A 25,088-nucleotide genomic window follows, 5' to 3' on the forward strand; every position below is an offset into this window, starting at 1 on the left:
GTGCAGCCCAGAATGCCTATTTTTCGGGGATCAACCCGCGCGGGCTGAACCGTAGCACCAGCAACAGCACAAGCCCCATGGTCAGCAGCCGCATATGCGCCACACTGTCCAGAAGGTGCAGCTTGAGCGGGCTGTCATCGGCCATACCGGCGGTGATCACATCCATCATTACGGCGCCCATCGGCTCGACCTGAATCCACAGGAACCAGATCAGGAACCCGCCCAGAACCGCGCCAAGGTTGTTGCCCGATCCGCCAACAATCACCATCACCCAGACCAGAAAGGTAAAGCGCAGCGGCTGATAGCTGGTCGGGGTCAATTGCCCGTCCAGCGTGGTCATCATCGCCCCGGCAATGCCGCAAACGGCGCTGCCAAGGATGAAGACCTGCAAGTGGCGTGCGGTCACGTCCTTGCCCATGGCTTCGGCGGCGACTTCGTTGTCGCGAATGGCGCGCATCATCCGGCCCCACGGGCTTTTCAGCGCCTTTTGCGCCATCCAGAACAGGATCAGCAGCACCACGAGGAACAGAATTCCATAGAGCAGTTTGACATAGAGGGTCGAGGCGGTGACCGGATCAATGCCAAAGCCTTCGGCGCGGGAAATGAAGCCGGGGCCCTGTTGCAGGTCGATCTCGTAAGGGACCGGACGCGGGATGCCTGAGACATTCTTGACGCCGCGCGCCAGCCAGTCCTCGTTCTTCATCACGGCAATGATGATCTCGGCAATCCCCAGCGTCGCAATGGCGAGGTAATCCGAGCGTAGCCCCAGCGCTGTCTTGCCGATGATCCACGCAGCCCCCGCCGCCAGAAGCCCGCCCACAGGCCAAGCCACCAAGACCGGCAGGCCCAGCCCGCCGAGATAGCCTGTGCTGGCCGGGTTAACGGATTCGACCGCATCGACACCGCCGTCAAACACATAGCGGAACAGGAAGAACCCGCCGATCAGCAGAGCCAGCATGACAAGGGTGCGCATCTTGCCCGCAGGCAGTTTGACATAGGCAATGGCCGCCGCGATCACCGTGCCCGCCCCAAGCGCAAGCCCGGCCAGAACCCGCCCGCCGCCAGCGCTCCACGCTTCGGGGACCGGGTCCATCGACACAAGCACCGCCGCCAGACCGCCCAGCGCAACAAAGCCCATGACGCCGACATTGAATAGCCCGGCAAAGCCCCATTGCAGGTTCACGCCCAGCGCAAGAATGGCCGAAACCAGCCCCATGTTGAGCAGCAAAAGCGCCGTGTTCCACGATTGGGTGAAACCCGAAAACAGGATCATCGCGCCGACCAGCGCAAAGAGAAGCGTATTCTTGAGGGTGTCCGTCATACCGACTGTCCTTTGAAAAGGCCCGTGGGCTTGAAGAGCAGCACGACCAGCAGGATCACAAAGCTGACCGCGAATTTATAATCGGTGGAAAGAAGCTGAACCAAGCCATCCGGCTCTAGGTTTTCAGGAAGCGCATAGCCGAGCACTTTTTTCCACGCGTAGGTGATGGTGACTTCGGAAAAGGCGATGACAAAGCCCCCCGCAATCGCCCCCAGAGGGTTGCCAAGGCCGCCCACGATGGCGCTGGCAAAGATCGGCAACAACAGCTGGAAGTAGATGAAGGGTTTGAACGTCTTGTCGAGCCCATAAAGCACGCCCGCAATGGTCGCCAGCCCGGCCACGATCATCCACGTATACATCACCACCCGCTCGGGGTTGATGCCCGACAGCAGCGCCAGATCCTCGTTATCGGAATAGGCGCGCATGGATTTGCCGGTGCGGGTTTTGTTCAGGAACCAGAATAGCACCGCCACCACGATGATCGCGGTGATCACGGTGATCCCTTGGGTGGTTCTAATCGCCAGCCCCTCGCTCATCCCGGTCATTCGCTTGAATTCGCGCACCGAAATGATGAACCGTTCGCCATCCGCGAATTTCTGGTCATTCGGGCCGATGATAAAGCGCACCAGCCCGTTCATGATGAACATAACGCCCATCGACACGATGACCAAAATCACCGGCTTGGCCTTTTGCACGCGATAGAAGTGATACACCACCCGGTCGGTCGTCAGCAAAAGCGCGATACAGCCAAGGATGCCAAAAGGCAGCGCCAACAAAGCGGTGGGCAGCGGGCCAAAGCTTATCCCCATCGACTGGAACCACCAGGTGATCAGCACTGTCACCATCGCGCCGAACGCCATCGTGTCGCCATGGGCAAAGTTGGAAAACCGCAGGATGCCGTAAATCAGCGTCACACCCAAAGCGCCCAGCGCAAGCTGGCTGCCATAGGTGATCGCCGGGATCAGCACGAAATTGGAAAGCGCCACGAAGGCGTTCAGAAGCTCCATCAGCAACCTCTCATTGGTGGGGTGGGGCGTGTGTTAACGGGGCAGGGCGCATAAGGGCGAAACATCAGAACGCCCCCTTGCAACGGCCAAGATAGGTGCTGGCCTCTGGCCCGGCATTGGCGTGGCTGGTAAAGCGCGCCGTCTCGGGGGTGAGTGACAAAAGATACTCTGCACCAAGGCCGGTGGCGAACATAGTGATCAGCGCGTCGGTCTGTTTCACCGCAACAATGGTGACAAGGCCGGAATGGGTGTCGATCACCTTGGCCTCGATATCAACGTCGATCTCAAGCGCGGATTGGGTGCAGTCATTGGCTTCGGAACACAGGCGCGAGAACGTGCAAGGAAAACCCGCAGCTTGCGTGGCCATCCCAAGCGCAAGGGCGACGACCCCGGCGATATTTGCGCCTCTTACCCTCATCCGCCGAGGAAGCTCGCCCGGACTTCCGGGTCAGCCAAGAGTTCCTTGCCGGTGCCGGTGTGGCCATTGGCCCCCTGCACAAGCACATAGCCGCGATCGGCAATCTCAAGCGCCTGACGGGCGTTTTGTTCAACCATCAGAACGGGCAGGCCGGTGCGGGCCACCTCGATGATGCGATCAAACAGCTCGTCCATCACAATCGGGCTAACCCCGGCGGTTGGCTCATCCAGCATCAACACCTTGGGCTGGGTCATCAAGGCGCGGCCCACGGCAACTTGCTGACGCTGACCGCCTGACAATTCGCCCGCAGGCTGGTTGCGCTTGTCCTTGAGGATTGGGAACAGGTCATAGACCTGCGCCATCGTGGCCGAGAAATCATCGGTGCGGATGAACGCGCCCATCTCTAGGTTTTCCTCGACCGTGAGCGAGGTGAAGATGTTCGAGGTTTGCGGAACAAACCCCATGCCCTTGCCAACCCGGTCTTGCGGTGAAAGCGCGGAGATATCTTCGCCATCCAGCAACACGCGCCCCTGACGCAGGTCGAGCATTCCAAACACCGCTTTCATCGCCGTTGATTTGCCCGCGCCATTGGGGCCGACAATCACAGCGATCTCGCCGGGGTTCACTGCGATGGTGCAATCATGCAGGATGTCCGGCCCGGCCTTGCCATAGCCGCCGGTCATGCTTTCACCGATCAGGAAAGGGTTTTCGCCAGTTGCTTTGCTCACCTTGCCGCTTTTCTTGTGCGGAATTTGCCCAACGCCTTTGGGATTGGCGATGCTGGCGTCCTTGTTGCCGCGCGTGTCTTGATAGGGGTTGCTCATTGGGTCTCCTCTTCGTTGGAGAAGCGCAGGGCGCGGATCATGCCCCGACCTGTTCCTTGTTCTTCAATCCAGTGCCGAGATACGCCTCGATCACATGTTCGTTGGCCTTGATCTCGGCCAATGTCCCCTCGGCCAGAACTTTGCCCTCGGCCATGCAGATCACCGGATCACAGAGCTTTTCGATGAAATCCATGTCATGCTCGATCACAACAAACGTATAGTTGCGCTCTTTGTTGAGCCGGATGATCGCGTCGCCGATGGTATAGAGCAGGGTGCGGTTCACCCCGGCGCCAACCTCGTCAAGAAAGACGATCTTGGCATCCACCATCATGGTGCGCCCCAGTTCGAGCAGCTTTTTCTGACCACCGGAAATCTGCCCGGCTTTCTGCTCGGCCAGATGCTCGACAGTCAGGAACTCCAGCACCTCGTCGGCCTTGGCTCTGAGGGCGCGTTCTTCATCGGCGATCCGCTTACGTCCGAACCATGTGTTCCACAGGGTCTCGCCGGTTTGCCCGCCCGGAACCATCATCAGGTTCTCGCGGCAGGTCATCGAGCTGAATTCATGCGCGATCTGAAACGTGCGCAACAGCCCCTTGTGAAAGAGCGTATGCGGCGGCAGGCCGGTGATGTCCTCACCATTCATCGTGACACGGCCAGAGGTTGGTTGAAGAACCCCGGCGATCACATTGAAAAGAGTGGTTTTTCCGGCGCCATTCGGGCCGATCAGCCCGGTGATAGAGCCTTCGGCGATCTCAAGCGTAGCGCCATCAACGGCGTGAAAACCGCCGAAATGTTTGTGCACGTCTTCGACGCGGATCATGCACTTTCCCCCTGTTAGCTGCGCTTTTTGATGCGCTTATATATGGCTGCTAAGCGGCCCGGTTCGTGCCGGGCCGCTCGCGTTGTCGTAGGGCGTGTTACCGGCTTAGCGGTATTTGGCCGTGGTGATTTTGCCGTCCTTAAAGACGATCTCGCGGTAGTTGCCCGCCGATTCACCGGGGCCAATCAGCTCAACCGCCGAGGCACCGACATAATCAATGTCTTTGCCTGCCGCGATCAGCTCAAGCGCCTTGGCCAGCTCACCGGGATAAATCTTCTCGCCGGGCGCGTTGGCCACGTCCATCACCTTGTCTTTATAGACCTGCGGATCGGTCGACCCGGCGGCCTGCATCGCCAGCATGATCAAAGCAGCAGCGTCATAGCTTTCTGGCGAAAACGCACCTGTCGGGTCAAATTTGTCACCCGCCAGCTCGGCGTATTTGGCAACGCCCGGGCTGTCTGTGCCGGGGTGCTGGCCGGTGGAACCGTCGATTTCGCCACCAAAGTTCTCTTCCAGCTTGGAACCGATCATCCCGTCAGGGAAGTGGAACGTGTCAAACGCACCCGAATCAAGTGCGGCGCGCACGATGCCCGAACCGCCCTGATCGACGTAACCGGCAACCACCAGACGCTGACCACCAGCGGCGGCCAATGCGCCGACTTCTGCGGAATAGTCGGCTTTGCCGTCTTCATGCGCAGCCACGATGGTGATTTTGCCACCCGCCGCCTCGTAGGACGCTTGGAACGCATCGGCAAGACCCTTGCCATAGTCGTTGTTGGTATAGGTGACCGCGACTTCCTTGATGCCTTGGTCCATCAGAATGTCGGACATGACCTGACCCTGACGCGCATCCGACGGGGCGGTGCGGAAGAACAGACCCTTGTCTTCGGTTGTCGACAGACCGGGCGACGTGGCGGAGGGCGAGATCATCACAACGCCGTTTGCCACGGCCACGTTGGTCAGGATCGCGCCGGTCACGCCCGAGCAATCCGCGCCCATGATGCCTTTGATGCCGTCCGAGGTGATCAGACGTTCGGCTGCGGCTGTTGCTGCTGCGCTGTCGATACAGGTCAGATCCGCGCGCACTGGCACAACGGTCGACCCATCCAGAAGCTTGCCGCTGTCCGACACTTCTTTCATCGCCAGTTCGGCACCGTCGCCCATCGCCGGGGTGATCGATTCAATCGGCCCGGTAAACCCGAGGATAATGCCAAGTTTGATCTCCTCGGCATATGCCGAGCCAGCCATCAACGCGGTCATTGCCGTCGCCATAAGTAGTTTTTTCATGTTTTTCTCCCTAATTGGAACAGTAGGTCCGCTACGGACCCTAAGCAGCTTATTTAAAAAAGGGAAGTGGTCAGACACAAGGAACTGGCGAATTCGTGATTGGGCAAAGGTTTCCTTTCGCTCTCAATGGCATAGGCTGATGCGGATCGGGCGTTGCGCGTGGTGATTTCGCGCGCCAATCAAGGGAGAGAGATCATGAAACGACAAATCCTGACGGCTCTTGTGGTCTGGCTGGGCCTTGGCGGCGCGGCGCTGGCGGACCTCGCGGGCCTGAACGCTGGGCGTGCAGAACAGGTCGCAGACGGATTTCGCGTTCCGTGGTCGCTCGGCTTCCTGCCGGAGGGTGATCTCTTGGTTACAGAACGCGGCGGGCGGCTCTGGCGGGTTGAGACGAACGGGAAGCGTAGCCGAATCAAAGGCGTGCCAAAAGTGGCCGCACGCGGGCAGGGCGGGCTGTTTGATGTGGTGGTGGCGCGTGATTTCGCCCGCACCGGCGAAGTCTTTCTCTCCTATGCCAAACCGCAAGGCGCGGGCGAAGGCACCGCTCTGGCTGTGGCGCGGCTCGTGGGCACCCGGCTTGAAAACCTGCGGGTGATCTTTGAGATGGCCAAGGGCAGCTCGGGTGGGCGGCACTTCGGCGGTCGCATTGTCGAGGCGCGCGATGGTACGCTGTTTCTCACCATTGGTGAGCGTGGCGATAGATCCGCAGCACAGGGACCTGAGCCGTCACAACGGCTCGGTCATCCATGTTGCGCGGGATGGCTCGATCCCGGCGGCCAACCCGTTTCGCACCACCCAAGGGGCGCTGCGCGAAATCTGGTCTTATGGTCATCGCAACCCGCAAGGCGCGGCTTTGGACGGGGCGGGGCGGCTTTGGGTCAATGAACATGGCGCCAAGGGCGGCGACGAGGTGAACCGCGTCAAACGCGGCGCCAACTACGGCTGGCCGGTGATTTCCTATGGCCGGCATTATTCCGGCGGCAAGATCGGCGAAGGCACGGCCAAACCCGGCATGGAGCAACCGGCATTCTATTGGGACCCGTCGATTGCGCCCTCTGGATTCGCGATCCACTCGGGCAAAGGTTGGCCCGCGCTCAAAGGGCACTTTTTGATCGGATCGCTCAAATACGACCATATCGCCGTGCTGTCACCCGGCGCCAAAGCCCAAGTCGCGACAGTGCAATCAAGCGCCACAAAACGGGTGCGCGACATCCGCGAAGGGCCGGATGGCGCGGTCTGGTTCCTGTCCGAAGGGCAGGGCGCGGTCTATCGCATCCCGCCGCCCTAAGCCGCAGGAGCGCGTCACACGGATCGGGCGATCAGCCTAGATCGACAGCCGCGTGGCGTGGCTGCCGCGTTCGCGATAGGGGGTGGTGTCATAATGCGCCCGGTAGCATTTGGAAAAATGCGACGGCGAGGCGAAACCACAGGCCAGCGCCACGTTGATCACGCTCATATCCGTTTGCATCAACAGGTTGCGCGCCTTTTGCAGGCGCAACTCCATGTAATACCGCTTGGGCGAGCGGTTGAGATAGCGGCGGAACAGCCGCTCAAGCTGGCGCGTGGACATGCCCACCTCTTTGGCGAGGATCGACGGGCTGATCGGCTCTTCGATGTTGGCTTCCATCATCTGAATGACCTGGCTCAGCTTGGGGTGGCGCACCCCGATCCGCGTCGGCACCGACAGGCGCTGTGTGTCCTGATCCGTGCGAATCGACGAATAAATCAACTGATCCGCGACCGCATTGGCCAATTGCTCGCCATGGTCATTGGCAATGATCTTGAGCATCAGATCCACCGAAGAGGTGCCCCCCGCCGTTGTCATCCGGTTGCCGTCAATCACGAACACCGATTTGGTCAACTCGATCTCGTCGAACTCCTCGACAAAGCTGTCCTGATTTTCCCAATGGATCGTCGCCTTCTTGCCATCAAGAATTCCGGCCTTGGCCAGCGAATAGGCCGCCGTGCAGAGCCCGCCCACGACCAACCCTTTGCGGGATTCACGGCGCACCCAGCCCAACAGCTTCTTGGTCGTCGCTTTTTGCACGTCGATCCCGCCGCAGATCATCATCGTGTCGTCGCGGTGCAGATCTTCAAGGTCCATATCCACCTTGAACCACGTCCCGGCAGAACATTGCACGAATTCGCCACCCTCACCGGCCAGCACCCAGGAATAAAGCTCCTGACCTGCCATCCGGTTGGCAATCCGCAGACTTTCCACCGCCGCCGAGAAACACAGCATGGTGAAATTATCGAGCAGCACAAAGACAAACCGACGCGGCGCGCCCTTGACGTCGTCAAGCTCGACAATCGGGGTGTGGTCGGCGGGGGTTTTATCGGCCATGGCGTTCGCTCCCCTTGGCATCTGGCGGGGGCTTCGTTTGCGACGAAGCGCGTCGTGAATGACTCACTTGGTCACGGGATACCCGCCACGTCAAGAGGCGTGATTATCTGTGGCCTCTCTGGCCGGGCTTTTGTATAGAGGGCTCCTCAGATCATGTGACCGGAGAAAGACAATGACTGACTGGCAAAAATCCGGCTGGCGCGCAAAACCGCGTATTCAGATGCCGGAGTATACGGATGAGGCCGCGCTGACCGCCGTTGAGGCACAGCTGGCAAAGTATCCGCCACTTGTCTTTGCCGGCGAGGCGCGGCGCCTCAAGGAACACCTCGGTGCCGCCTCGCGCGGTGAGGCATTTCTATTGCAAGGCGGCGATTGTGCCGAAAGCTTTGACCAATTCAGCGCCGATGGCATTCGCGACACCTTTAAGGTGATGCTGCAAATGGCGATGGTTTTGACCTATGGCGCCAAGGTGCCGGTGGTCAAAGTGGGCCGCATGGCCGGGCAATTTGCCAAGCCGCGCAGCGCCCCGACAGAAGTGGTCGATGGGGTCGAATTGCCCAGCTATCGTGGCGATATCGTCAATGAGCTCGACTTTACGCCGGGCGCGCGCATTCCCGATCCGGCCAAGATGTTGCAGGCCTATACACAGGCCGCGGCGACGCTGAACCTGTTGCGTGCCTTTTCCACCGGCGGTTACGCCGATGTGAATCAGGTCCACAGCTGGGTTCTGGGCTTCACCGAAGGGCAAAACGCCGAACGCTACCGCGAAATGGCCGGGCGCATCACCGATACGCTCGACTTCATGACGGCTGCGGGCGTGAACAGCGCGCAATCGGCTGCGCTGCATCAGGTGAACTTCTACACCAGCCATGAATCGCTTCTGCTGGAGTATGAAGAGGCGCTGACGCGGATTGATTCGACCTCTGGCAAATGGCTTGCCGGTTCGGGGCATTTCCTGTGGATCGGGGATCGCACCCGTCAGCCCGACGGCGCGCATGTTGAATTCCTGTCGGGTGTGCAAAACCCGATTGGCATGAAATGTGGACCGACGATGGAGGTCGATGACCTCAAGCGTTTGCTGGCCAAGCTCAACCCCGAGAATGAAGCCGGACGTCTGACGTTGATCGCACGTTTCGGCGCGGGCAAGGTGGGCGAACACCTGCCACGTCTCATTCGCGCGGTCGAAGAAGAGGGCGCGAATGTCTGCTGGGTCTGTGACCCGATGCATGGCAACACGATCAAATCGGCCACGGGTTACAAGACCCGGCCATTCGAATCGGTGCTGCGCGAAGTGCGCGAGTTCTTTGGCGTGCACAAAGCCGAGGGCACCGTCCCCGGTGGTGTGCATTTCGAGATGACCGGCTCTGATGTGACCGAATGCACCGGCGGCGTTCGTGCAGTCAGCGAAGAGGATTTGTCGGACCGATACCACACCGCTTGCGACCCGCGCCTGAACGCCTCGCAATCGCTTGAGCTTGCCTTCCTCGTGGCCGAGGAACTGACCGCAATGCGCGGTGAAAAACAGGCGAAAGCCGGTTAAAGATTGCGCTACAAGCGCCTGTTGTTAAATGAATAATGCCCCGGAGCGTCCTTGCGATGCTCTGGGGCTTTTTTATAGCTGTGCGTCGCGCAGACGGGCTCAATCCTCGGATTTGACAAGCTTGAGATAGCTTGGAAATCCGCGTGATCCCGTCGCGTGGGTTTTTCCTTCAAAGGTGGATTTGCCTTCCCCAAAGCCTTCGGGCAACTCCCTGCGCTCACCGATATTGGGCAGCTCATGCAACAGCGATCCGGGCTTGGCCGTTTGCCGCCGGGTCGTGGCATCCATCGGTTGCTCGGTGATCTTGCTCAGCTCGGTCCGCAGGATGTTGAACCGACGCGGCGCGCGCCCGATATTACCCCGCGTTTCAAAACACCCCAGCACGCGATTGATGTCTCCAAAGTCGCTTTTCAGCGGCAAGAGCAGCATTCTGGCCTCAAGCTCCGGCTTGCCAATGCTGTTTTCCGCGCTCATTTCGATCCGCGCGATGGCGGGGCCGTTGGTGACCACATCCAGCGTCTCGGCGAAATCCGCACGGGCGAGGGGGGACACAAAGCTGCTCACCGGCATACCACGCACCTCCATGCCAATCACATCCGACAGATGCGCCCCGGCAATGCGCAACCGGGCCAGACCGGGCGCGATTTTCTCAAGGATAAAGGCGTTCTCAAGCGCGTTTTCGATCCCGCGCGGGTCAATATCGGATCGCATCGGCACGCCTTTCCCATGCCGGAGCGCCTCCCAATAGGCTTCGACTTGGGCCTGTGCGCGGAACCGCGTCTCATCAAAATGTCCGGTCATGTCGATTACTTTCCCGAAAAGATCATTGGTCGTTAGCATGGTCAAACCGCCGTTGCGTTCAAAAATTGTCTGCTCTGAACGCGCCGGCCGTGGTCGCCAAATCCTCTTGGCTTAAACAGTGGTTCAGAAAGGTTTCCTAAAACTTAATGTGACACGATTTGTTCTAACTGGCACCAATTTCCGAAAGGTTTGGTTAACTGGCGGACAGCACCATCGCGCCAAAACCCGCAAGATCGGCTTGCCCCAAGGGCGCAAAACCCATTAGGAGAAGGGACGCCAGCGGGAGACGCGTTTTGACCATTTCGATGACCGGTTTTGCTTCGGCCAAGGGGCAATGGAACAGTTTCTCGTGGAGTTGGGAGCTGCGAAGCGTCAATTCCAAAGGGTTGGACCTGCGGCTGCGCGTGCCTGACTGGATCACCGGGCTGGAAGCGGCGTTGCGGACCCGCATGGGCGAGGCGACAACCCGTGGCGCGATCACCCTGTCGCTGCGCCTCGGCCGTGACGAGGACAGCTCCGAACTCGCCGTTAACGAAGCCCAGCTTGACCGGGTGCTTGCCGCCCTGATGCAGGTTGAAGCGCGCGCGATGGAAAAGGGCGCAACCCTTGCCCCGTCGCGGGCCGCGGACGTGCTGTCGCAACGCGGCGTTCTCGAAGTGGTCAGCGCGGCGGATGATCCGGCCCCGCTAAAGGCCGCGTTGATGCAGGATTTTGACCCCCTGCTGGCTGATTTCCTGTCGATGCGGCGCACCGAGGGCGCGGCGCTGAGCGAGGTGCTGAATGCGCAGCTCGACACCGTTGCCAGCCTGACCCGGCAGGCCGCCGATGCCGCCGAGGCCCGCAAGGACGAAATGCAAGCCAGCCTGCGCGCCGCCCTCGCACGGGTGAGCGACAACACAACCGGCGTTGATGAGGCCCGCATCGCACAAGAACTCGCGCTGATCGGGGTCAAGGCCGATGTCACCGAAGAGCTGGACCGCCTTGACGCCCATATCGACGCCGCCCGCGCGCTTTTAAGCAGCGACACGGCCGTGGGGCGCAAGTTTGATTTCCTCGCGCAGGAATTCAACCGCGAGGTCAATACGCTCTGCTCGAAAAGCCAGTCCAAGGCGTTGACGGCCATCGGGCTCGAGCTGAAAGCGGTGATTGACCAGATGCGCGAACAGGTTCAGAACGTCGAGTAAGGGATTGATATGTCAGCCATAAATCGCCGAGGACTTCTCATCATTCTCAGCTCGCCCTCGGGCGCGGGCAAATCGACCCTGTCCAAACGGCTACAGGTCTGGGACCCAAGCCTGCGCTTTTCGGTCTCGGCCACGACCCGCACCGCGCGCCCCGGAGAGATCGACGGGCAGGATTACCACTTCATGAGCGAAGCGGATTTCAAACAGGATGTCGCCAATGGTGACATGCTCGAACACGCCCATGTGTTTGGCCATTTCTATGGCTCGCCCAAAGCGCCGGTCGAAGGCGCGATCAACAAGGGTCAGGACGTGCTGTTTGATATCGACTGGCAGGGCGCGGCACAGATCCGCAACTCGTCCCTCGGTCTGCACACCCTGTCGATTTTCATTCTGCCGCCCTCGATAAAAGAGCTGCACCGCCGCCTTGTCACCCGCGCCCAAGACAGCGACGAGGTGATCGAAAAGCGGATGAACAAAAGCTGGGACGAAATCAGCCGCTGGGACAGCTATGATTACGTGCTGATCAACGATGATCTCGACCGCACGGAAGACGATCTCAAGGGGATCATCTCTGCCACCCGCCTGCGCCGCATTCAACAGCCCACGCTGACGGATCACGTGCGCAAACTGCAAACCGAATTCGAGGAGATGAAAGCATGACCCTTTACGCATTGGATGGCCATTCGCCGGTCTGTCACGACGACACATGGGTTGCGCCGGATGCCAACCTGATTGGACAGGTCACGCTCGAAGCCGGGGCGTCGGTCTGGTTCGGGGCGACGCTGCGCGGCGATAACGAGCCGCTGTTTGTCGGGGCCGGATCAAACGTACAGGAAAACTGTGTGTTTCACACCGATATGGGCTTTCCGCTGACCATTGGTCAGAATTGCACCATCGGCCATAAGGTCATGCTGCATGGCTGCACCATTGGCGACGGGTCGTTGATCGGGATGGGCGCGACCGTTCTGAACGGTGCCAAGATTGGCAAAGGCTGTATTATCGGGGCAGGGGCCTTGATCACCGAAGGCAAGGAGATCCCGGATTTCAGCCTTGTTATGGGGGCACCGGGCAAAGTCGTGCGTCAGGTCGACGAGGCCGCACAGCAGAAAATCCTCGCAGGGTCGCAGAATTATCAAGCCAACATGCGCCGTTTTCGCGCCGGGCTACAGGCGGTCTGAAGGTGGTCTGAAGGTGACTTTATCTTTAAAGCTCCGCCTCTAAACCTGTGCCTTTAAACCTGTGCCGGACGTAAATGCGACGGGCGCTCACACAACGCCCGTGCCGTCCAAAACGGCGCAGGCCCACTTACGCCAGCGCAAGGCCGGGGCGTTCATCAACATAAGGCGCCGGGTTTGCCACCGCGTTGTGGTAACTGGCCACCGCGCCCGTTACGTCGCCGGGGCATTTGATGTCAAAACAAAGCCGCGGAAAACAGGTCTGAACCTCACGTTTTACCAGCGCTTTTTTCGGCAGATACGCGGCCAGCGCGGTATAGGTGCCGCCAAACTCCGCCGCGCTCAGGATACGGGCCACATCATAAACGTCATAAGCTTCGCAAAACAGCCAGCTGGTGACGTGACTGGGGGCCAGTTGACGCACTAGTGCGGTGTTAAGCTCACCAAAAGTCACCCCATGCGGCGTCATGGTCGAGGCCATGAAGGGGCCGTTTTGCCCGTCAAACCCAATACCCAGTTCGAGCATCCTCAGAGGGTGTCTGGTTGTGATCATCTCGGTTTCTTGCAACTCCTGTCTTGGCGCAGGTACGCTTTTGCGCAAAGGCCATATTGGCCTGCGCCTGCAATCTGTCTCGTCCCCAACGCCGCGATAGTAGCTTGTTTAATTTTGGCCGCAATTCGCCATTTGTGGGGGTGTGACCAAAAAATCACCAATCCTGACGGGGGGCGCATAACAGCGCGTCGGCGCGTTTCACTCTCGCGTTGCTGTCTGCGGCGAAAAGCAGATTTACATCCTGCGGCAGGTCGGGGATGGTCCGCGCAACGACGGGAATGCAAGGCGCGGGCAGGGTGCGATGAACAACACAAACGGCCAGACACTGCTTGATGCGCTGGTATTGCCCAGCATTCTTGTTGCGCGAGACGAGCGTATCGTGGCGGTAAACGAACCGGGACGTGCGCTCTTGGGCGAGGCGATCATCGGGCGCCACCATATGACGGCCCTGCGCCAGCCCGAGCTGCTCGAGGCGATCCAATCCTGCGCCGACACTGCCAAGACATGCAACGCACGCTATCTCGTGCGCGCCGAAGGGGGCCGCGATGCGATCTATCTGGCGAATTGCGCGTGGCTTGATCTTTCCGATCTTCAAGGGGTGCTGGTCAGCTTTGAGGACCGCTCGCATCTGGAACATGCCGATCAAATGCGCCGCGATTTTGTCGCCAACGTCAGCCACGAACTGCGCACGCCGCTGACCTCGCTGCTTGGGTTTATCGAAACCCTGCGCGGCCCCGCGCGCGATGACGCCTCCGTGCGGATGCGCTTTCTCGATATCATGCAATCCGAAGCGGCGCGGATGGAGCGGCTGGTCAGCGATCTCTTGTCGCTCAGCCGGGTTGAATCGGAACAGCGCGTGCGCCCGACCGAGGATGTCGATCTGGCGGCCCTGTCGCGGTCGGTCCTGCACTCGCTGGCTCCGGTGGCCAAAGAGGGCGGCGTGCAATTTGTCGCCGATGTGCCCGACGGCGAAGTGATCCTGCCCGGTGACGAAGACCAGCTGCGACAGGTGTTGAGCAACCTGCTTGAAAATGCGGTGAAATATGGTGGCGCCGGTGGCAACGTCACGCTGAGCCTGCGCACGGTTGATTATGACCCAAGCCTGCGCGCCCCTGCGGTGCTGCTTGAGGTTGCGGACGAAGGCGCGGGGATGGACCCGATCCATATTCCGCGCCTGACCGAGCGGTTCTACCGCGTCGATTCGCACCGCTCACGCGAGGTGGGCGGCACCGGGCTTGGTCTTGCGATCGTCAAACATATCGTCACCCGCCATCGCGGACGGCTCAGAATAGACAGCGCATTGGGGGAAGGCAGCCGGTTTTCGGTGCTGCTGCCGCTCTAGACCTCAGACCGGCTGCATGCGCGTCCGCGGGCGCACAAAACTGAACGCCGCCACAAGCCCGAGCGCTGCAAAACCAATGTTGGCGGTAAAAATCATACGCGCCACATGCTGGGCCTCGATGACGCTGTTGTCGGCCGCAAACCCCGCCGCATTGGCCACGATCCCGGTAAAGGACGCCCCGACCGCATAGCCAAAGCGCCCAAGCGTGGACATCGCCCCGGTGAGGCGCTCGATCTCGTCGGCGCTGACCATCCGGCGCGCCCGGCGCACGGTAAAGGTCATGGCAAGGCCAAAGCCGACCCCCTCAAGCACCGCACAAGCTGCAATCGCGGCCACCGGCCCATGTGGCACCGCAAAATAGAGCGCGACAACGCTGACAAAAGCCATGCTCATCCCCAGCGCGATATTGCGCGCATCCAACCGTTCGGGCGCGCCCGACGACAACAGCGCCGCCGTCGTCCAGCCCACCGCCACGCCAGCCAACACATAGCCCGCCATCAACAGAGTGGTTCCGTGGATCGACACCAGCAATAACGCGCCATAAGTGGCCAGCCCCATGGTCGCGGCATTCATCGAAAACATCATGACAAGCGCGGCACCTACCGGCTTGCGAAGGTCAAACGGGTGCGGCGGCATCAAGCGCTGATCGCCGCTCTGATGCGAATCCATCCGCGCGAACCAAAGCAGGCACGCCAGCCCGGCCAGCATCAGCATCCCCGTGCGCAAAACATCCGGGCGTATCCCCGCATAGGCCACGCAAAGCACCGCAAGCGCGAGCACAAACAACCGCGCCAGCGGTGGGCGGGCCGCGCTTTCACTGGCCTCTTTACGCTCGGCAAAACCGGCAGTGGCAAATATCCACACAGCCAACAGCACCGCTTGGCCCGCGAAAAAGCCGAACCCCCAGCGCCAACTGGCATATTCCACGAACAGCCCGCCAATCAACGGCCCCATGAACGCCGACGCCCCCCAAAGCAGCGAGACAATCGCCATCACCCGCGCCGTCAGGCGGGTCGGGAACAGCCGTACCACCGATACGAACGACAGCGACACCAAGGCGCCACCGCCCAGCCCCTGAAGCAACCGGCCAAACAGCAGGATCTCCATGGACGCCGCCAGTGCCGAGATCAGACAGCCGCCCGCAAACACCATTGCCGCCGCCGACATTGGCCGGCGCAAGCCGAAATGGCGCGCTAGCAATGCCGCGCTCGCCGCCGCAAGGATCGAGCCAAGCTCATAAAGCGCAACCGCCCAGGCGACATAAACCTCGCCACCGATACGCGCGACGATCTCGGGCATCATGGTGGCAACCACCAACCCATCCGCCGCATGCAGCCACACCCCAAGCGAGACGAGAATCAGCCGCCCAGCGAGATCGAATCGCAACACCTCTGACCAGGGAACAAACTCGGTTTCACTGCTTTGCATGATCGCGCCTTTCACTTGCCACGAGAGAGTATCGAACTCGTGTCTAATTGCTCAAGTTAGATTGAGATCAAGTGATATTTTTTCCGCCGATCCCGCAAATGCCCGCCCGCATCATGCGTTTCTCACAAAGGGGCAGGGGGGCAAGGCTAACCTTCCGCTTGGTCAATTTAACAAAAATCCGTCGAATTCGGGCGCTGTCATCAAACTGTTACATGGCTGTCACAAAAGCATAGCACCCGAAGCGTAGCAGGAACCGCGAGGCTCACGGGGATGTGAGCCGTAAAGAATTCACGTGTCTAAATCCAAGTCAGGAGACAAATATGACATTCCTTAAACTCGCCACCTCGGCTGCTGCCATCGCTGCGATTTCCGCCACGGCGGCCGCCGCGCGCGACGAGATCCGCATCGTTGGGTCGTCGACTGTGTTCCCCTATACCCAAGCGGTTGCGGAACAATTCGCCAACAACACCGGCGCCGCATCGCCGATCGTTGAATCGACCGGCACCGGCGGCGGCATGAAAATCTTCTGCGCAGGTATCGGCGAAGGCCACCCCGACATCACAGGTGCCTCGCGCGCCATGAAGGCATCGGAATACAAGCTCTGCAACGACAACGGCGTGACCGACGTTACCGAAGCAATGATCGGCTATGACGGCCTGTCGCTCGCCATCTCGCGCGATGCCGCACAAGACTGGGACCTGTCGCTGCAGGAAATCTTCCTCGCGCTCGCCGCAGAAGTTCCCGGTGAAGGCGGTTGGGTTGCCAACCCATACAAGAAATGGTCGGACATCAGCGCCGATCTGCCCGAAGTTGACATCCTCGCCTATGGCCCGCCGCCGACATCCGGCACACGCGACGCCTTTGTCGAGCTGGCCATGCACGCCGGTTGCGAAAGCACCGACTTCATGAAAGCGCTGAAAGAAGCCGACAAAGCCGCGCACAAGAAAACCGTCAAAGAAAACTGCTCGCGTATGCGTCAGGACGGCCCGTTTGTTGAAGCCGGCGAAAACGACAACCTGATCGTTCAGCGCCTGAATGCTGATGCGAACGCTATTGGCATCTTCGGCTACTCGTTCCTTTACGAAAACCTCGACACGCTCAAGCCGGTGACCATCGGCGGTGTCGCACCTTCGGCCGAAACCATCGGTGATTTCTCCTATCCGGTGTCGCGTCCGCTGTTCTTCTACGTCAAGAACGCACACCGCGGCGTTATCCCGAACCTTCAGGAGTTCATCGCCGAATATATGTCCGATGACGCGATGGAGCCGGGTGGGTATCTGTCCGAGCGTGGCATGGTTGCTCTGCCCGACGATCTGCGCAAAGCAACGCAAGACGCCGTTGTTGGTGGCAAGAACATGGAACCGAAGTCCTAAGTCGGACCGGCTTTCAGCGTTGCCCGGTCGATTGCGGCCGGGCAACGGTTTTGTCCAAGGAGAAATTCGATGACCACAGCGGCGTTTCTTTGTCTGTTCGCCCTCGCGGTGGCTGGCTATGTCCTCAACCGCAGGGCCGCGACTGAACTCAGCGGTGGCGGCGCAAAGCTGCACTCCCTAGAAGGCTTTCACGGAAGCTACGCCTTGCTTGTGGTGTTCATTCCGGTGCTGGTGCTGATCCTTCTGTGGTTGGTGTTTCAGGGCGCGGTGATTGACCTGATGCTCAAATCCGGCCTGTCCGACCGTTTCGCAGGGCTGAGCAACGGTGAAACACAGCTTCTCGTGGCCGAAATCAAGTCGATCGCCAAGGGCACCGTGTTCGGCACGCCCGAAGAATGGAAATTCGCGGCCGCCGACACCTATAATATGCTGAAAGAGCGCAGCAGCCTGTTGTTGCTGATCCTCGTTGTTTCCCTGTCGGTCGCCCTTGTGGTGTTTAGCCGCCGCAAGGTCAGCGCCGATTTCCGCGCCCGCCACGGGGTTGAACGTATCGTGTCCGGCTTGATGATCTTCTGCTCGGTCGTGGCCATTTTCGTCACCATCGGCATCGTTGCCTCGCTGATGTTCGAGACGATGAAATTCTTCTCAAAAGTGTCGGTGACAGAGTTCCTGTTCGGCACCAATTGGGAACCCCAGATCCCGCTGCGCGAAGATCAGGTCGCTGCCGAAGGCGCCTTTGGCTGGTTGCCGGTCATGCTGGGCACTTTGGTGATCACTGTGATAGCTTTGATTATCGCGGTGCCTGTCGGCTTGATGTCGGCCATCTATCTTAACGAATTCGCGCCGCGCCGTCTGCGCGCGGTTGCCAAGCCGTTGCTTGAAATTCTGGCCGGTGTGCCGACCGTGGTTTACGGCTTCTTTGCCATCCTCGTGGTGGCGCCCGCGATCCGCAGCTTTGGCCAGTCGATCGGGCTGGATGTCTCGCCCAACACCGCGCTGGCGGCCGGGGGAGTGATGGGGATCATGTTGATCCCGTTCATCTCGTCCTTTTCGGATGACGCCTTGTCGGCGGTGCCGCAATCGCTGCGCGACGGGGCGCTTGGTCTTGGCGCGACCCGCGCCGAGATGATGACCACCGTTCTGTTTCCGGCGGCCATTCCGGGCATTGTCGGGGGTGTTCTTCTGGCGGTCAGCCGCGCGATTGGTGAAACCATGATCGTGGTGATGGCCGCGGGGCTGATTGCCAAGATGACCGCCAATCCGCTCGACAGTGTGACAACCGTAACGGTGCAGATTGTGACGCTGCTGATTGGTGACACATCGTTTGACAACCCAAAAACACTCGCCGCATTCGCGCTTGGGATGATGCTGTTCTTGGCCACCCTCATCATTAACGTTTTCGCCCTGCGCATTGTGCGCAAGTATCGCGAAGCCTACGACTAGGGATTAACAGGATGACCGATGTTTCCGCCTCCAAATCTTCGCTCATGGGCGAGGGCAACGCCAAGGTCAAACGTCGCAACCGTAATCAGGTTGTGTTGCAGGGCCTCGGACTTGGCGCGATTAGCTTCGCAGCACTGATGCTTATTATCCTCGTGGCGTCGCTTGTCTCGACTGGATACAAAGCCTTCACCCAGACGCATATCGCCCTCGAGGTCTTTGTCGATCCCGAAGAGATACCGCTTGAGAAACTGCCGCGCGGCGGCTTCCGCGATGTGCTTCTGGCCAGCCTACAGGCCAAAATTCCCGGCGTGGACGACCGCAAAGAGCTGCGCAAAATGCAAAAGCTGGTGTCCAACGGCGCACAGTTCGAACTGCGTGACCGGATCGTGGCCGACCCGACGTTGATCGGCAAAACGATCTCGCTCAACGTGCCGATGTCCGACCCCTATGACCAACTCGCCAAAGGGCTGGTAAAGCGTGACACCCCCGAGGCCCAACGCCGCGTGTCGGACATGGAAATCGCATGGTTTGATACGCTGGATAAAGCCGGGATGATCTCGCAGCCGCTGAACTTCGGGCTGCTGACCAACGCCGACTCGCGCTTTCCCGAACTCGCGGGCCTGCGCGGTGCCTTGGTCGGAAGCTTCTGGGCGCTGCTCGTCTGCTTCATGATCTCCTTCCCGTTGGGCATAGGCGCTGCGATCTATCTCGAGGAATTCGCCCCGCGCAACCGTTTCAGCGATATGATCGAGGTCAACATCAACAACCTCGCCGCGGTGCCGTCGGTCGTGTTCGGTCTTCTTGCGCTGGCCGTCTTTATCGGCTGGTTCGGCCTGCCGCGCTCGGCACCGCTGGTGGGCGGGATGACCCTTGCGCTTATGACAATGCCAACGATTATCATCGCCACCCGTGCGGCTCTCAAAGCCGTGCCCCCCTCGATCCGCGAAGCGGCCCTCGGGGTAGGGGCCTCGAAACACCAGGTCGTGTTTGGTCACGTCCTGCCGCTCGCCATGCCCGGCGTCATGACCGGCACCATCATCGGTCTGGCTCAGGCGCTTGGCGAAACGGCCCCGCTTCTGCTCATCGGCATGAACGCCTTCATCACCTCGGCCCCCGGAACACCTCTGGACAGCGCCACAGCCCTGCCCACCCAGATCTTTATCTGGGCCGACAGCCCGGAACGCGGATTTGTCAGCCGGACCTCTGCGGCCATTCTGGTGTTGTTGGGTTTCTTGGTCATGATGAACGCAATCGCCATTCACATGCGCTCCAAATTCGAGCGGAAATGGTAACCTTGGAGATCCCGAATGTTCGACACACCTAAGAAAGAAGGCATCATGACCGATACTGACATCAAAATCAGTGCGAAGAACTGCCAAGTCTACTATGCCGACACCCACGCCATCAAAGACGTGAACGTCGAAATCGAAGACAAGACCGTCACCGCCTTCATCGGCCCCTCGGGCTGTGGTAAATCCACCTTCCTGCGCTGTCTGAACCGGATGAACGACACGATTGATATCTGCCGGGTTCAGGGCGACATCCTGCTTGATGGCGAAGACATCTATGACAAAAACGTCGATCCGGTGCAGCTTCGCGCCAAAGTGGGCATGGTCTTTCAGAAACCCAACCCGTTCCCCAAGTCGATCTATGACAATATCGCCTATGGGCCGCGCATCCACGGGCTTGCCAAATCCAAGGCCGACCTTGATGTGATAGTCGAAAAATCGCTCCGTCGCGGCGCCATCTGGGATGAGGTCAAAGACCGGCTCGACGCGCCCGGCACCGGCCTCTCGGGCGGTCAGCAGCAACGGCTCTGTATCGCCCGCGCGGTAGCCACCGAACCCGAAGTCCTGCTGATGGATGAACCGTGCTCGGCGCTTGACCCGATTGCCACGGCACAGGTCGAGGAACTGATCGACGAACTGCGTCAAAGCTATTCCGTCGTGATCGTCACCCACTCGATGCAGCAAGCCGCTCGGGTCAGCCAGAAAACCGCCTTCTTCCACCTTGGCAACCTCGTGGAATACGGCGAAACTGGACAGATCTTTACCAACCCGCAAGACAGCCGCACTGAATCCTATATCACCGGCCGGATCGGCTGAGGGGAGCATGAACACCATGAACGATGATACACAACATATCGCCTCGGCCTTTGATCGCGATCTTGAAACCGTGCAGGCCCAGATCATGAAAATGGGCGGGCTGGTCGAACGCGCAATCCTGAGCGCCGCCGACAGCCTCAATGCCCGCGACGAGGAAACCGCCGAACAGGTGCGCAAGAACGACCGCGCCATCGACGACCTCGAAATGCTTGTGAACGAGGAATGCGCGCGCATCATCGCGCTGCGGGCGCCGGTGTCGGTTGACCTTCGCGTGATCCTGACGGTGATGAAAATCTCCGGCAACCTCGAACGCATCGGTGACTATGCCAAGAACATGGCGAAACGCACCGGCGTTCTGGTGCAGATGGCTCCGATCGAAGGGGCGACCGTCTCGCTCAAACGGATGGCGCGCGACGTGCAGCTGATGCTCAAGGACGCGCTTGATGCCTATATCCAACGCGACGCCGCGCTGGCGATGGATGTGATCCAGCGTGACCGCGATGTTGACCAGCTCTACAATGCGGTGTTCCGCGAATTCCTGACCTTCATGATGGAAGATCCGCGCAACATCACGCCCTGTATGCACCTGCATTTCATTGCCAAAAACACCGAACGTATGGGCGACCATGTCACCTCGATTGCCGAACAGGTGGTCTATCTCGTCACCGGTGAAACGCCCGATGACGACCGCAAAAAAGGTGATAAAACCTCGGTCGACGCAACCTTGGGCGAGGTCTGAGCGCCATGTCTGCCGAACAACCCTCCGTTCTTCTGGTCGAGGATGAGCCCGCACAACGCGAAGTGCTGGCCTATAACCTCGAGGCCGAAGGTTTCAATGTCCTGCGTGCAGGCGATGGCGAAGAAGCCCTCGTTATCATCGACGAGGGCGCGCCCGACATCGTGCTGCTCGATTGGATGCTGCCCAATGTGTCCGGCATCGAAGTTTGCCGCCGGCTTAAAAGCCGCTCGGGCACCCGTGGCATTCCCGTCATCATGATTTCGGCCCGCTCGGAAGAGGTCGACCGCGTGCGTGGCCTTGAAACCGGGGCCGATGACTACATGGTCAAACCCTATTCCGTGGCCGAGCTTATGGCGCGGGTGCGCACCCAATTGCGTCGAGTGCGCCCGTCGTCGGTGGGCGAGCGGCTGGAATACGAGGACATCGTGCTTGATGCGGAAACCCATCGCGTCACCCGTGATGAGAAACCGCTCAAACTTGGCCCGACCGAGTTTCGCTTGCTCTCGACCTTCATGGAAAAGCCGGGCCGCGTGTTCACCCGCGAACAACTGCTCGACCGGGTTTGGGGGCGCGACATCTATGTCGATACCCGCACCGTCGATGTTCACATCGGTCGGCTTCGCAAAGCATTGATGAGCCAGGGCGGCCTTGATCCGCTGCGCACCGTGCGCGGTGCCGGGTATGCTTTGGGCTAAATGCTATAACCGGCTCTGGGGCCAAGGCGGGCAGGGGGCCCGTGTGTTGCGTGTGCTCCCTCCCTGTGCTCCGTTCGGTCCGTTAACCCGGACGGTGCATTAACTTAATGCCGGGTAAACATATTCAGGAATCGGATGTCATACGCTTTTCAGCCGGATGTCAGCCGGGAGTCACCCCCTGATGTTGCCCGCTTTGGTGCCATTAACCATTCCAGAGCGGCATAGATCGCCTTAACGTGGCAAAAGCTCGTCATCCTCGGTTTTGCCGTCGACTTCGCTGCTCAGCCAGTCTCGAAAGGCGCTGAGCGCGGGATCGGCGTCGCGTTCCTCGGGCCAGACCAGCCAATAATCGCCAAGGCTCTGCTCGCCGCCATCAAGCGCGGGCTTGAGCCGCCCATCCAACAGCTCTTGTTGGATCAGGAAGTCGGGCAGCAGCGCCACTCCCATCCCGTGCAGCGCCGCCTGAACGATGGTCGGGAATTGGTCGTAAACCATGCCGGGCAGGCGGCCCGTCTCGACCCCTTTGGCGGCAAACCACTTCTGCCATGACCGTGGCCGGTGCTGAATATGCAAAAGCGGCAAGCGCAACAGGTCATGCCCGGTTTTGATGGTCTCCGTCGCCAACAAGTCGGGGTCAGCCACCGGTAAAACCGTTTCGCGCTTGAGCCACATCTTGTTGGTATTGGGCCAATCCCCGTTTCCAAAAGTTATCGCTGCATCAAAGGGTTGCTCGGTAAAGTTAAACGGATCCAGCCGGGTCGTCATATTGATGGTGATCTCTGGATTGGCCTCGGCAAAGCGGGGCAGGCGCGGCACCAGCCAGCGCATCGCAAACGTGGGCAGAATGGTCAGGTTGACCGCGCCGCCACCGGGATTGCTTTGCAACTTAAGCGAGGCTTGCGCGATCATCTGCAACGCGACGCGAATGTCGCCCAGATAGGCGCTTCCTGCCTGTGTCAGGGTCAGCCGTTTCGCCGCCCGGTTCAACAGGGTGACCCCCAGTTGATCCTCAAGTGATTTAAGCTGGCGCGACACAGCACTTTGGGTGAGATTCATCTCCTCTGCGGCGGCTGTGGCGCTGCCCAAACGGTCAACCGCTTCAAGCGCCTGCAAAGCGGGGATCGGGGGCAAAAACCGGCGTGGGGCGATCATCTTCTATTCCATATATGCATGAAACCATGCGGATTTAGCGTTTTATCATGCGTTCTTATCAAGGTAAACTCTTGCCAAAGCCTGAACACACCGTTCGCAACTCTCGAGAGGAGACCCCCATGTCCGACAAACCCCATCTCCGCGCCAAAGACGCGCCCGACCTTGGCAGTTTCACATGGGAAGACCCGCTGCGCATGGACGAACAGCTCAGCGAAGAAGAGCGTATGATCCGCGATTCCGCACGCGCCTATGCCGAAGAAAAGCTCCAGCCGCGGATCACAAAAGCCTTTGAAAATCAAGAGACTGACCCCAGCATCTTCCGCGAGATGGGCGACATGGGCCTGCTCGGCGTGACCACGCCCGAGGAATACGGCGGGCTGGGCTCCGGTTATGTCTCCTATGGTCTCGTCGCACGCGAGATCGAGCGCATCGACAGCGGTTATCGCTCGATGATGTCGGTGCAGTCCAGTCTGGTGATGTATCCGATCTATGCTTACGGCTCCGAAGAGCAGCGTAAGAAATACCTGCCGAAACTTTCCTCAGGCGAATGGATCGGCTGCTTCGGCCTCACCGAACCCGACGCCGGCTCAGACCCCGCCGGAATGAAAACCCGCGCCATAAAAACCGATACAGGCTATAGACTTACGGGATCCAAGATGTGGATTTCCAACGCGCCGATCGCCGATGTGTTCGTCGTCTGGGCCAAGTCCGAAGCCCACGGCGGCAAAATTCGCGGCTTTGTGCTTGAGAAAGGCATGGAGGGTCTTTCCGCGCCGAAAATCGAGAACAAGCTAAGCCTGCGTGCGTCGATCACCGGCGAGATTGTTATGAAAGACGTCGAAGTGGGCGAGGGCGCTTTGCTGCCCCATGTCGAAGGTCTCAAAGGGCCGTTCGGCTGTCTCAACCGTGCCCGCTATGGCATCAGCTGGGGGGCGATGGGCGCGGCAGAATTCTGCTGGCACGCGGCGCGTCAATACGGGCTTGACCGTCACCAGTTCAAACGCCCCTTGGCCCAAACCCAGCTGTTCCAGAAGAAGCTGGCTGATATGCAGACCGAAATCACGCTCGGGCTTCAGGCGAGCCTTCAGGTCGGTCGGTTGATGGATCAGGCAAAAGCCGCGCCAGAGATGATCTCAATCGTCAAACGCAACAACTGCGGCAAGGCGCTCGACGTGGCACGCATGTCGCGCGACATGCACGGCGGCAACGGCATCAGTCTCGAGTTCCAGGTGATCCGCCACATGGTAAACCTTGAAACGGTGAACACCTATGAAGGCACGCATGATGTGCATGCGCTGATCCTTGGTCGTGCACAGACCGGGTTGCAGGCATTTTTCTAAAAGCTAGCGAATGAAAATGAACGGGGAAGTGCGATGTGCTTCCCCGGTTTTCTTCATCCATTTAGCGCATAATCAGTATTATGATAAATAAATCCTTTCCCAAACCTCAGTAAATCTGAGGATTTGCTCATATTGCCCTCACATCGGCGCCCGCGTTGGCTTTGCCTTGCTGCGCCAAGATCATTGTTCTCGACTCA

23 protein-coding genes and 1 pseudogene are annotated in these 25,088 nt (G+C 59.7%); 13 read left to right on the forward strand and 11 right to left on the reverse strand.

The genetic code is table 11. The annotated features are described in order from the left end of the window. Positions 1-16: 16 nt before the first annotated feature. The 6 genes from N4R57_09325 to N4R57_09350 all read right to left on the reverse strand — a co-directional run bounded on the left by N4R57_09325 (position 17) and on the right by N4R57_09350 (position 5,677). The gene (locus N4R57_09325) at positions 17-1,321 is read right to left on the reverse strand and encodes a branched-chain amino acid ABC transporter permease (protein ID UYV39177.1); all 1,305 of its coding nucleotides are present in this window, start codon (positions 1,319-1,321) and stop codon (positions 17-19) included. After that, positions 1,318-2,328, reverse strand: coding sequence for a branched-chain amino acid ABC transporter permease (locus tag N4R57_09330; GenBank protein ID UYV39178.1), 1,011 nt, complete (start codon positions 2,326-2,328; stop codon positions 1,318-1,320). Before N4R57_09330 ends, N4R57_09325 begins: the two co-directional genes overlap by 4 nt. Before the next feature lie 64 nt (positions 2,329-2,392). Then, positions 2,393-2,746 carry a hypothetical protein gene (locus N4R57_09335; protein ID UYV39179.1) on the reverse strand — a complete coding sequence of 118 codons (354 nt, stop codon included), beginning with the start codon at positions 2,744-2,746 and terminating at the stop codon, positions 2,393-2,395. Beyond that, positions 2,743-3,570 (reverse strand): ABC transporter ATP-binding protein, encoded by an 828-nt coding sequence (locus N4R57_09340; protein UYV39180.1) that lies wholly within the window; start codon positions 3,568-3,570, stop codon positions 2,743-2,745. The genes N4R57_09335 and N4R57_09340 overlap by 4 nt, the downstream gene beginning before the upstream one ends. Before the next feature lie 37 nt (positions 3,571-3,607). Continuing rightward, the gene (locus N4R57_09345) at positions 3,608-4,390 is read right to left on the reverse strand and encodes an ABC transporter ATP-binding protein (GenBank protein UYV39181.1); all 783 of its coding nucleotides are present in this window, start codon (positions 4,388-4,390) and stop codon (positions 3,608-3,610) included. 105 nt (positions 4,391-4,495) lie between these two features. Beyond that, positions 4,496-5,677 carry an ABC transporter substrate-binding protein gene (locus N4R57_09350; protein ID UYV39182.1) on the reverse strand — a complete coding sequence of 394 codons (1,182 nt, stop codon included), beginning with the start codon at positions 5,675-5,677 and terminating at the stop codon, positions 4,496-4,498. A 195-nt stretch (positions 5,678-5,872) separates the two neighbouring features. Between N4R57_09350 and N4R57_09355 the strand changes: the two are divergent. After that, positions 5,873-6,965, forward strand: a pseudogene (locus tag N4R57_09355) (PQQ-dependent sugar dehydrogenase). Positions 6,966-7,001: 36 nt separating this feature from the next. Here N4R57_09355 and N4R57_09360 read toward each other — a convergent pair. Further along, a complete protein-coding gene (locus tag N4R57_09360) occupies positions 7,002-8,021 on the reverse strand; it encodes a GlxA family transcriptional regulator (protein ID UYV39183.1) in 1,020 nt (339 codons plus the stop codon). 172 nt (positions 8,022-8,193) lie between these two features. Here N4R57_09360 and N4R57_09365 point away from each other — a divergent pair, with 172 nt between their 5' ends. Continuing rightward, on the forward strand, positions 8,194-9,561 hold the full coding sequence (locus tag N4R57_09365; GenBank protein UYV39184.1) for a 3-deoxy-7-phosphoheptulonate synthase class II: 1,368 nt from the start codon (positions 8,194-8,196) through the stop codon (positions 9,559-9,561). Positions 9,562-9,660: 99 nt separating this feature from the next. Here the strand turns inward: N4R57_09365 and N4R57_09370 are convergent, their stop codons facing one another. Continuing rightward, a complete protein-coding gene (locus tag N4R57_09370; GenBank protein UYV39185.1) occupies positions 9,661-10,401 on the reverse strand; it encodes a PAS domain-containing protein in 741 nt (246 codons plus the stop codon). Positions 10,402-10,655: 254 nt separating this feature from the next. On the opposite strand from N4R57_09370, the gene N4R57_09375 reads away from it, so the two are divergent. The 3 genes from N4R57_09375 to N4R57_09385 are packed head-to-tail and all read left to right on the forward strand — an operon-like array spanning position 10,656 to position 12,724. Next, positions 10,656-11,546: a YicC family protein gene (locus N4R57_09375; GenBank protein ID UYV39186.1), complete on the forward strand. Its 891-nt coding sequence runs from the start codon at positions 10,656-10,658 to the stop codon at positions 11,544-11,546. A 9-nt stretch (positions 11,547-11,555) separates the two neighbouring features. Then, on the forward strand, positions 11,556-12,206 hold the full coding sequence (gene gmk / locus N4R57_09380) for a guanylate kinase (protein UYV39187.1): 651 nt from the start codon (positions 11,556-11,558) through the stop codon (positions 12,204-12,206). Next, positions 12,203-12,724, forward strand: coding sequence for a gamma carbonic anhydrase family protein (locus N4R57_09385; GenBank protein UYV39188.1), 522 nt, complete (start codon positions 12,203-12,205; stop codon positions 12,722-12,724). Before gmk ends, N4R57_09385 begins: the two co-directional genes overlap by 4 nt. 127 nt (positions 12,725-12,851) lie before the next feature. Here N4R57_09385 and N4R57_09390 read toward each other — a convergent pair whose 3' ends face one another. Beyond that, positions 12,852-13,274 (reverse strand): hypothetical protein, encoded by a 423-nt coding sequence (locus N4R57_09390; protein ID UYV39189.1) that lies wholly within the window; start codon positions 13,272-13,274, stop codon positions 12,852-12,854. 301 nt (positions 13,275-13,575) lie between these two features. Here N4R57_09390 and N4R57_09395 point away from each other — a divergent pair, with 301 nt between their 5' ends. Then, a complete protein-coding gene (locus N4R57_09395; GenBank protein ID UYV39190.1) occupies positions 13,576-14,616 on the forward strand; it encodes an ATP-binding protein in 1,041 nt (346 codons plus the stop codon). A 3-nt stretch (positions 14,617-14,619) separates the two neighbouring features. Here the strand turns inward: N4R57_09395 and N4R57_09400 are convergent, their stop codons facing one another. Further along, positions 14,620-16,044: an MFS transporter gene (locus tag N4R57_09400; protein ID UYV39191.1), complete on the reverse strand. Its 1,425-nt coding sequence runs from the start codon at positions 16,042-16,044 to the stop codon at positions 14,620-14,622. Between the two features lie 320 nt (positions 16,045-16,364). Here N4R57_09400 and N4R57_09405 point away from each other — a divergent pair, with 320 nt between their 5' ends. The 6 genes from N4R57_09405 to phoB all read left to right on the forward strand — a co-directional run bounded on the left by N4R57_09405 (position 16,365) and on the right by phoB (position 22,399). Next, the gene (locus N4R57_09405; GenBank protein UYV39192.1) at positions 16,365-17,417 is read left to right on the forward strand and encodes a substrate-binding domain-containing protein; all 1,053 of its coding nucleotides are present in this window, start codon (positions 16,365-16,367) and stop codon (positions 17,415-17,417) included. Positions 17,418-17,486: 69 nt separating this feature from the next. Continuing rightward, positions 17,487-18,860: a phosphate ABC transporter permease subunit PstC gene (pstC, locus tag N4R57_09410; GenBank protein ID UYV39193.1), complete on the forward strand. Its 1,374-nt coding sequence runs from the start codon at positions 17,487-17,489 to the stop codon at positions 18,858-18,860. 11 nt (positions 18,861-18,871) lie between these two features. Then, a complete protein-coding gene (pstA, locus tag N4R57_09415; GenBank protein UYV39194.1) occupies positions 18,872-20,152 on the forward strand; it encodes a phosphate ABC transporter permease PstA in 1,281 nt (426 codons plus the stop codon). A gap of 15 nt (positions 20,153-20,167) precedes the next feature. Further along, entirely contained in the window at positions 20,168-20,965 is a 798-nt protein-coding gene (pstB, locus tag N4R57_09420) for a phosphate ABC transporter ATP-binding protein PstB (protein ID UYV39195.1), read from the forward strand. A 16-nt stretch (positions 20,966-20,981) separates the two neighbouring features. Next, positions 20,982-21,704 carry a phosphate signaling complex protein PhoU gene (gene phoU, locus N4R57_09425; GenBank protein UYV39196.1) on the forward strand — a complete coding sequence of 241 codons (723 nt, stop codon included), beginning with the start codon at positions 20,982-20,984 and terminating at the stop codon, positions 21,702-21,704. A gap of 5 nt (positions 21,705-21,709) precedes the next feature. Next, positions 21,710-22,399 (forward strand): phosphate regulon transcriptional regulator PhoB, encoded by a 690-nt coding sequence (gene phoB, locus N4R57_09430; GenBank protein UYV39197.1) that lies wholly within the window; start codon positions 21,710-21,712, stop codon positions 22,397-22,399. A gap of 231 nt (positions 22,400-22,630) precedes the next feature. Here the strand turns inward: phoB and N4R57_09435 are convergent, their stop codons facing one another. Next, a complete protein-coding gene (locus N4R57_09435; protein UYV39198.1) occupies positions 22,631-23,551 on the reverse strand; it encodes a LysR substrate-binding domain-containing protein in 921 nt (306 codons plus the stop codon). A gap of 119 nt (positions 23,552-23,670) precedes the next feature. On the opposite strand from N4R57_09435, the gene N4R57_09440 reads away from it, so the two are divergent. After that, positions 23,671-24,891 carry an acyl-CoA dehydrogenase gene (locus N4R57_09440; GenBank protein UYV39199.1) on the forward strand — a complete coding sequence of 407 codons (1,221 nt, stop codon included), beginning with the start codon at positions 23,671-23,673 and terminating at the stop codon, positions 24,889-24,891. Positions 24,892-25,088: the final 197 nt, after the last annotated feature.

The sequence above is a fragment of the Rhodobacteraceae bacterium D3-12 genome (genome assembly GCA_025916135.1).
GTDB lineage: Bacteria > Pseudomonadota > Alphaproteobacteria > Rhodobacterales > Rhodobacteraceae > JAKGBX01.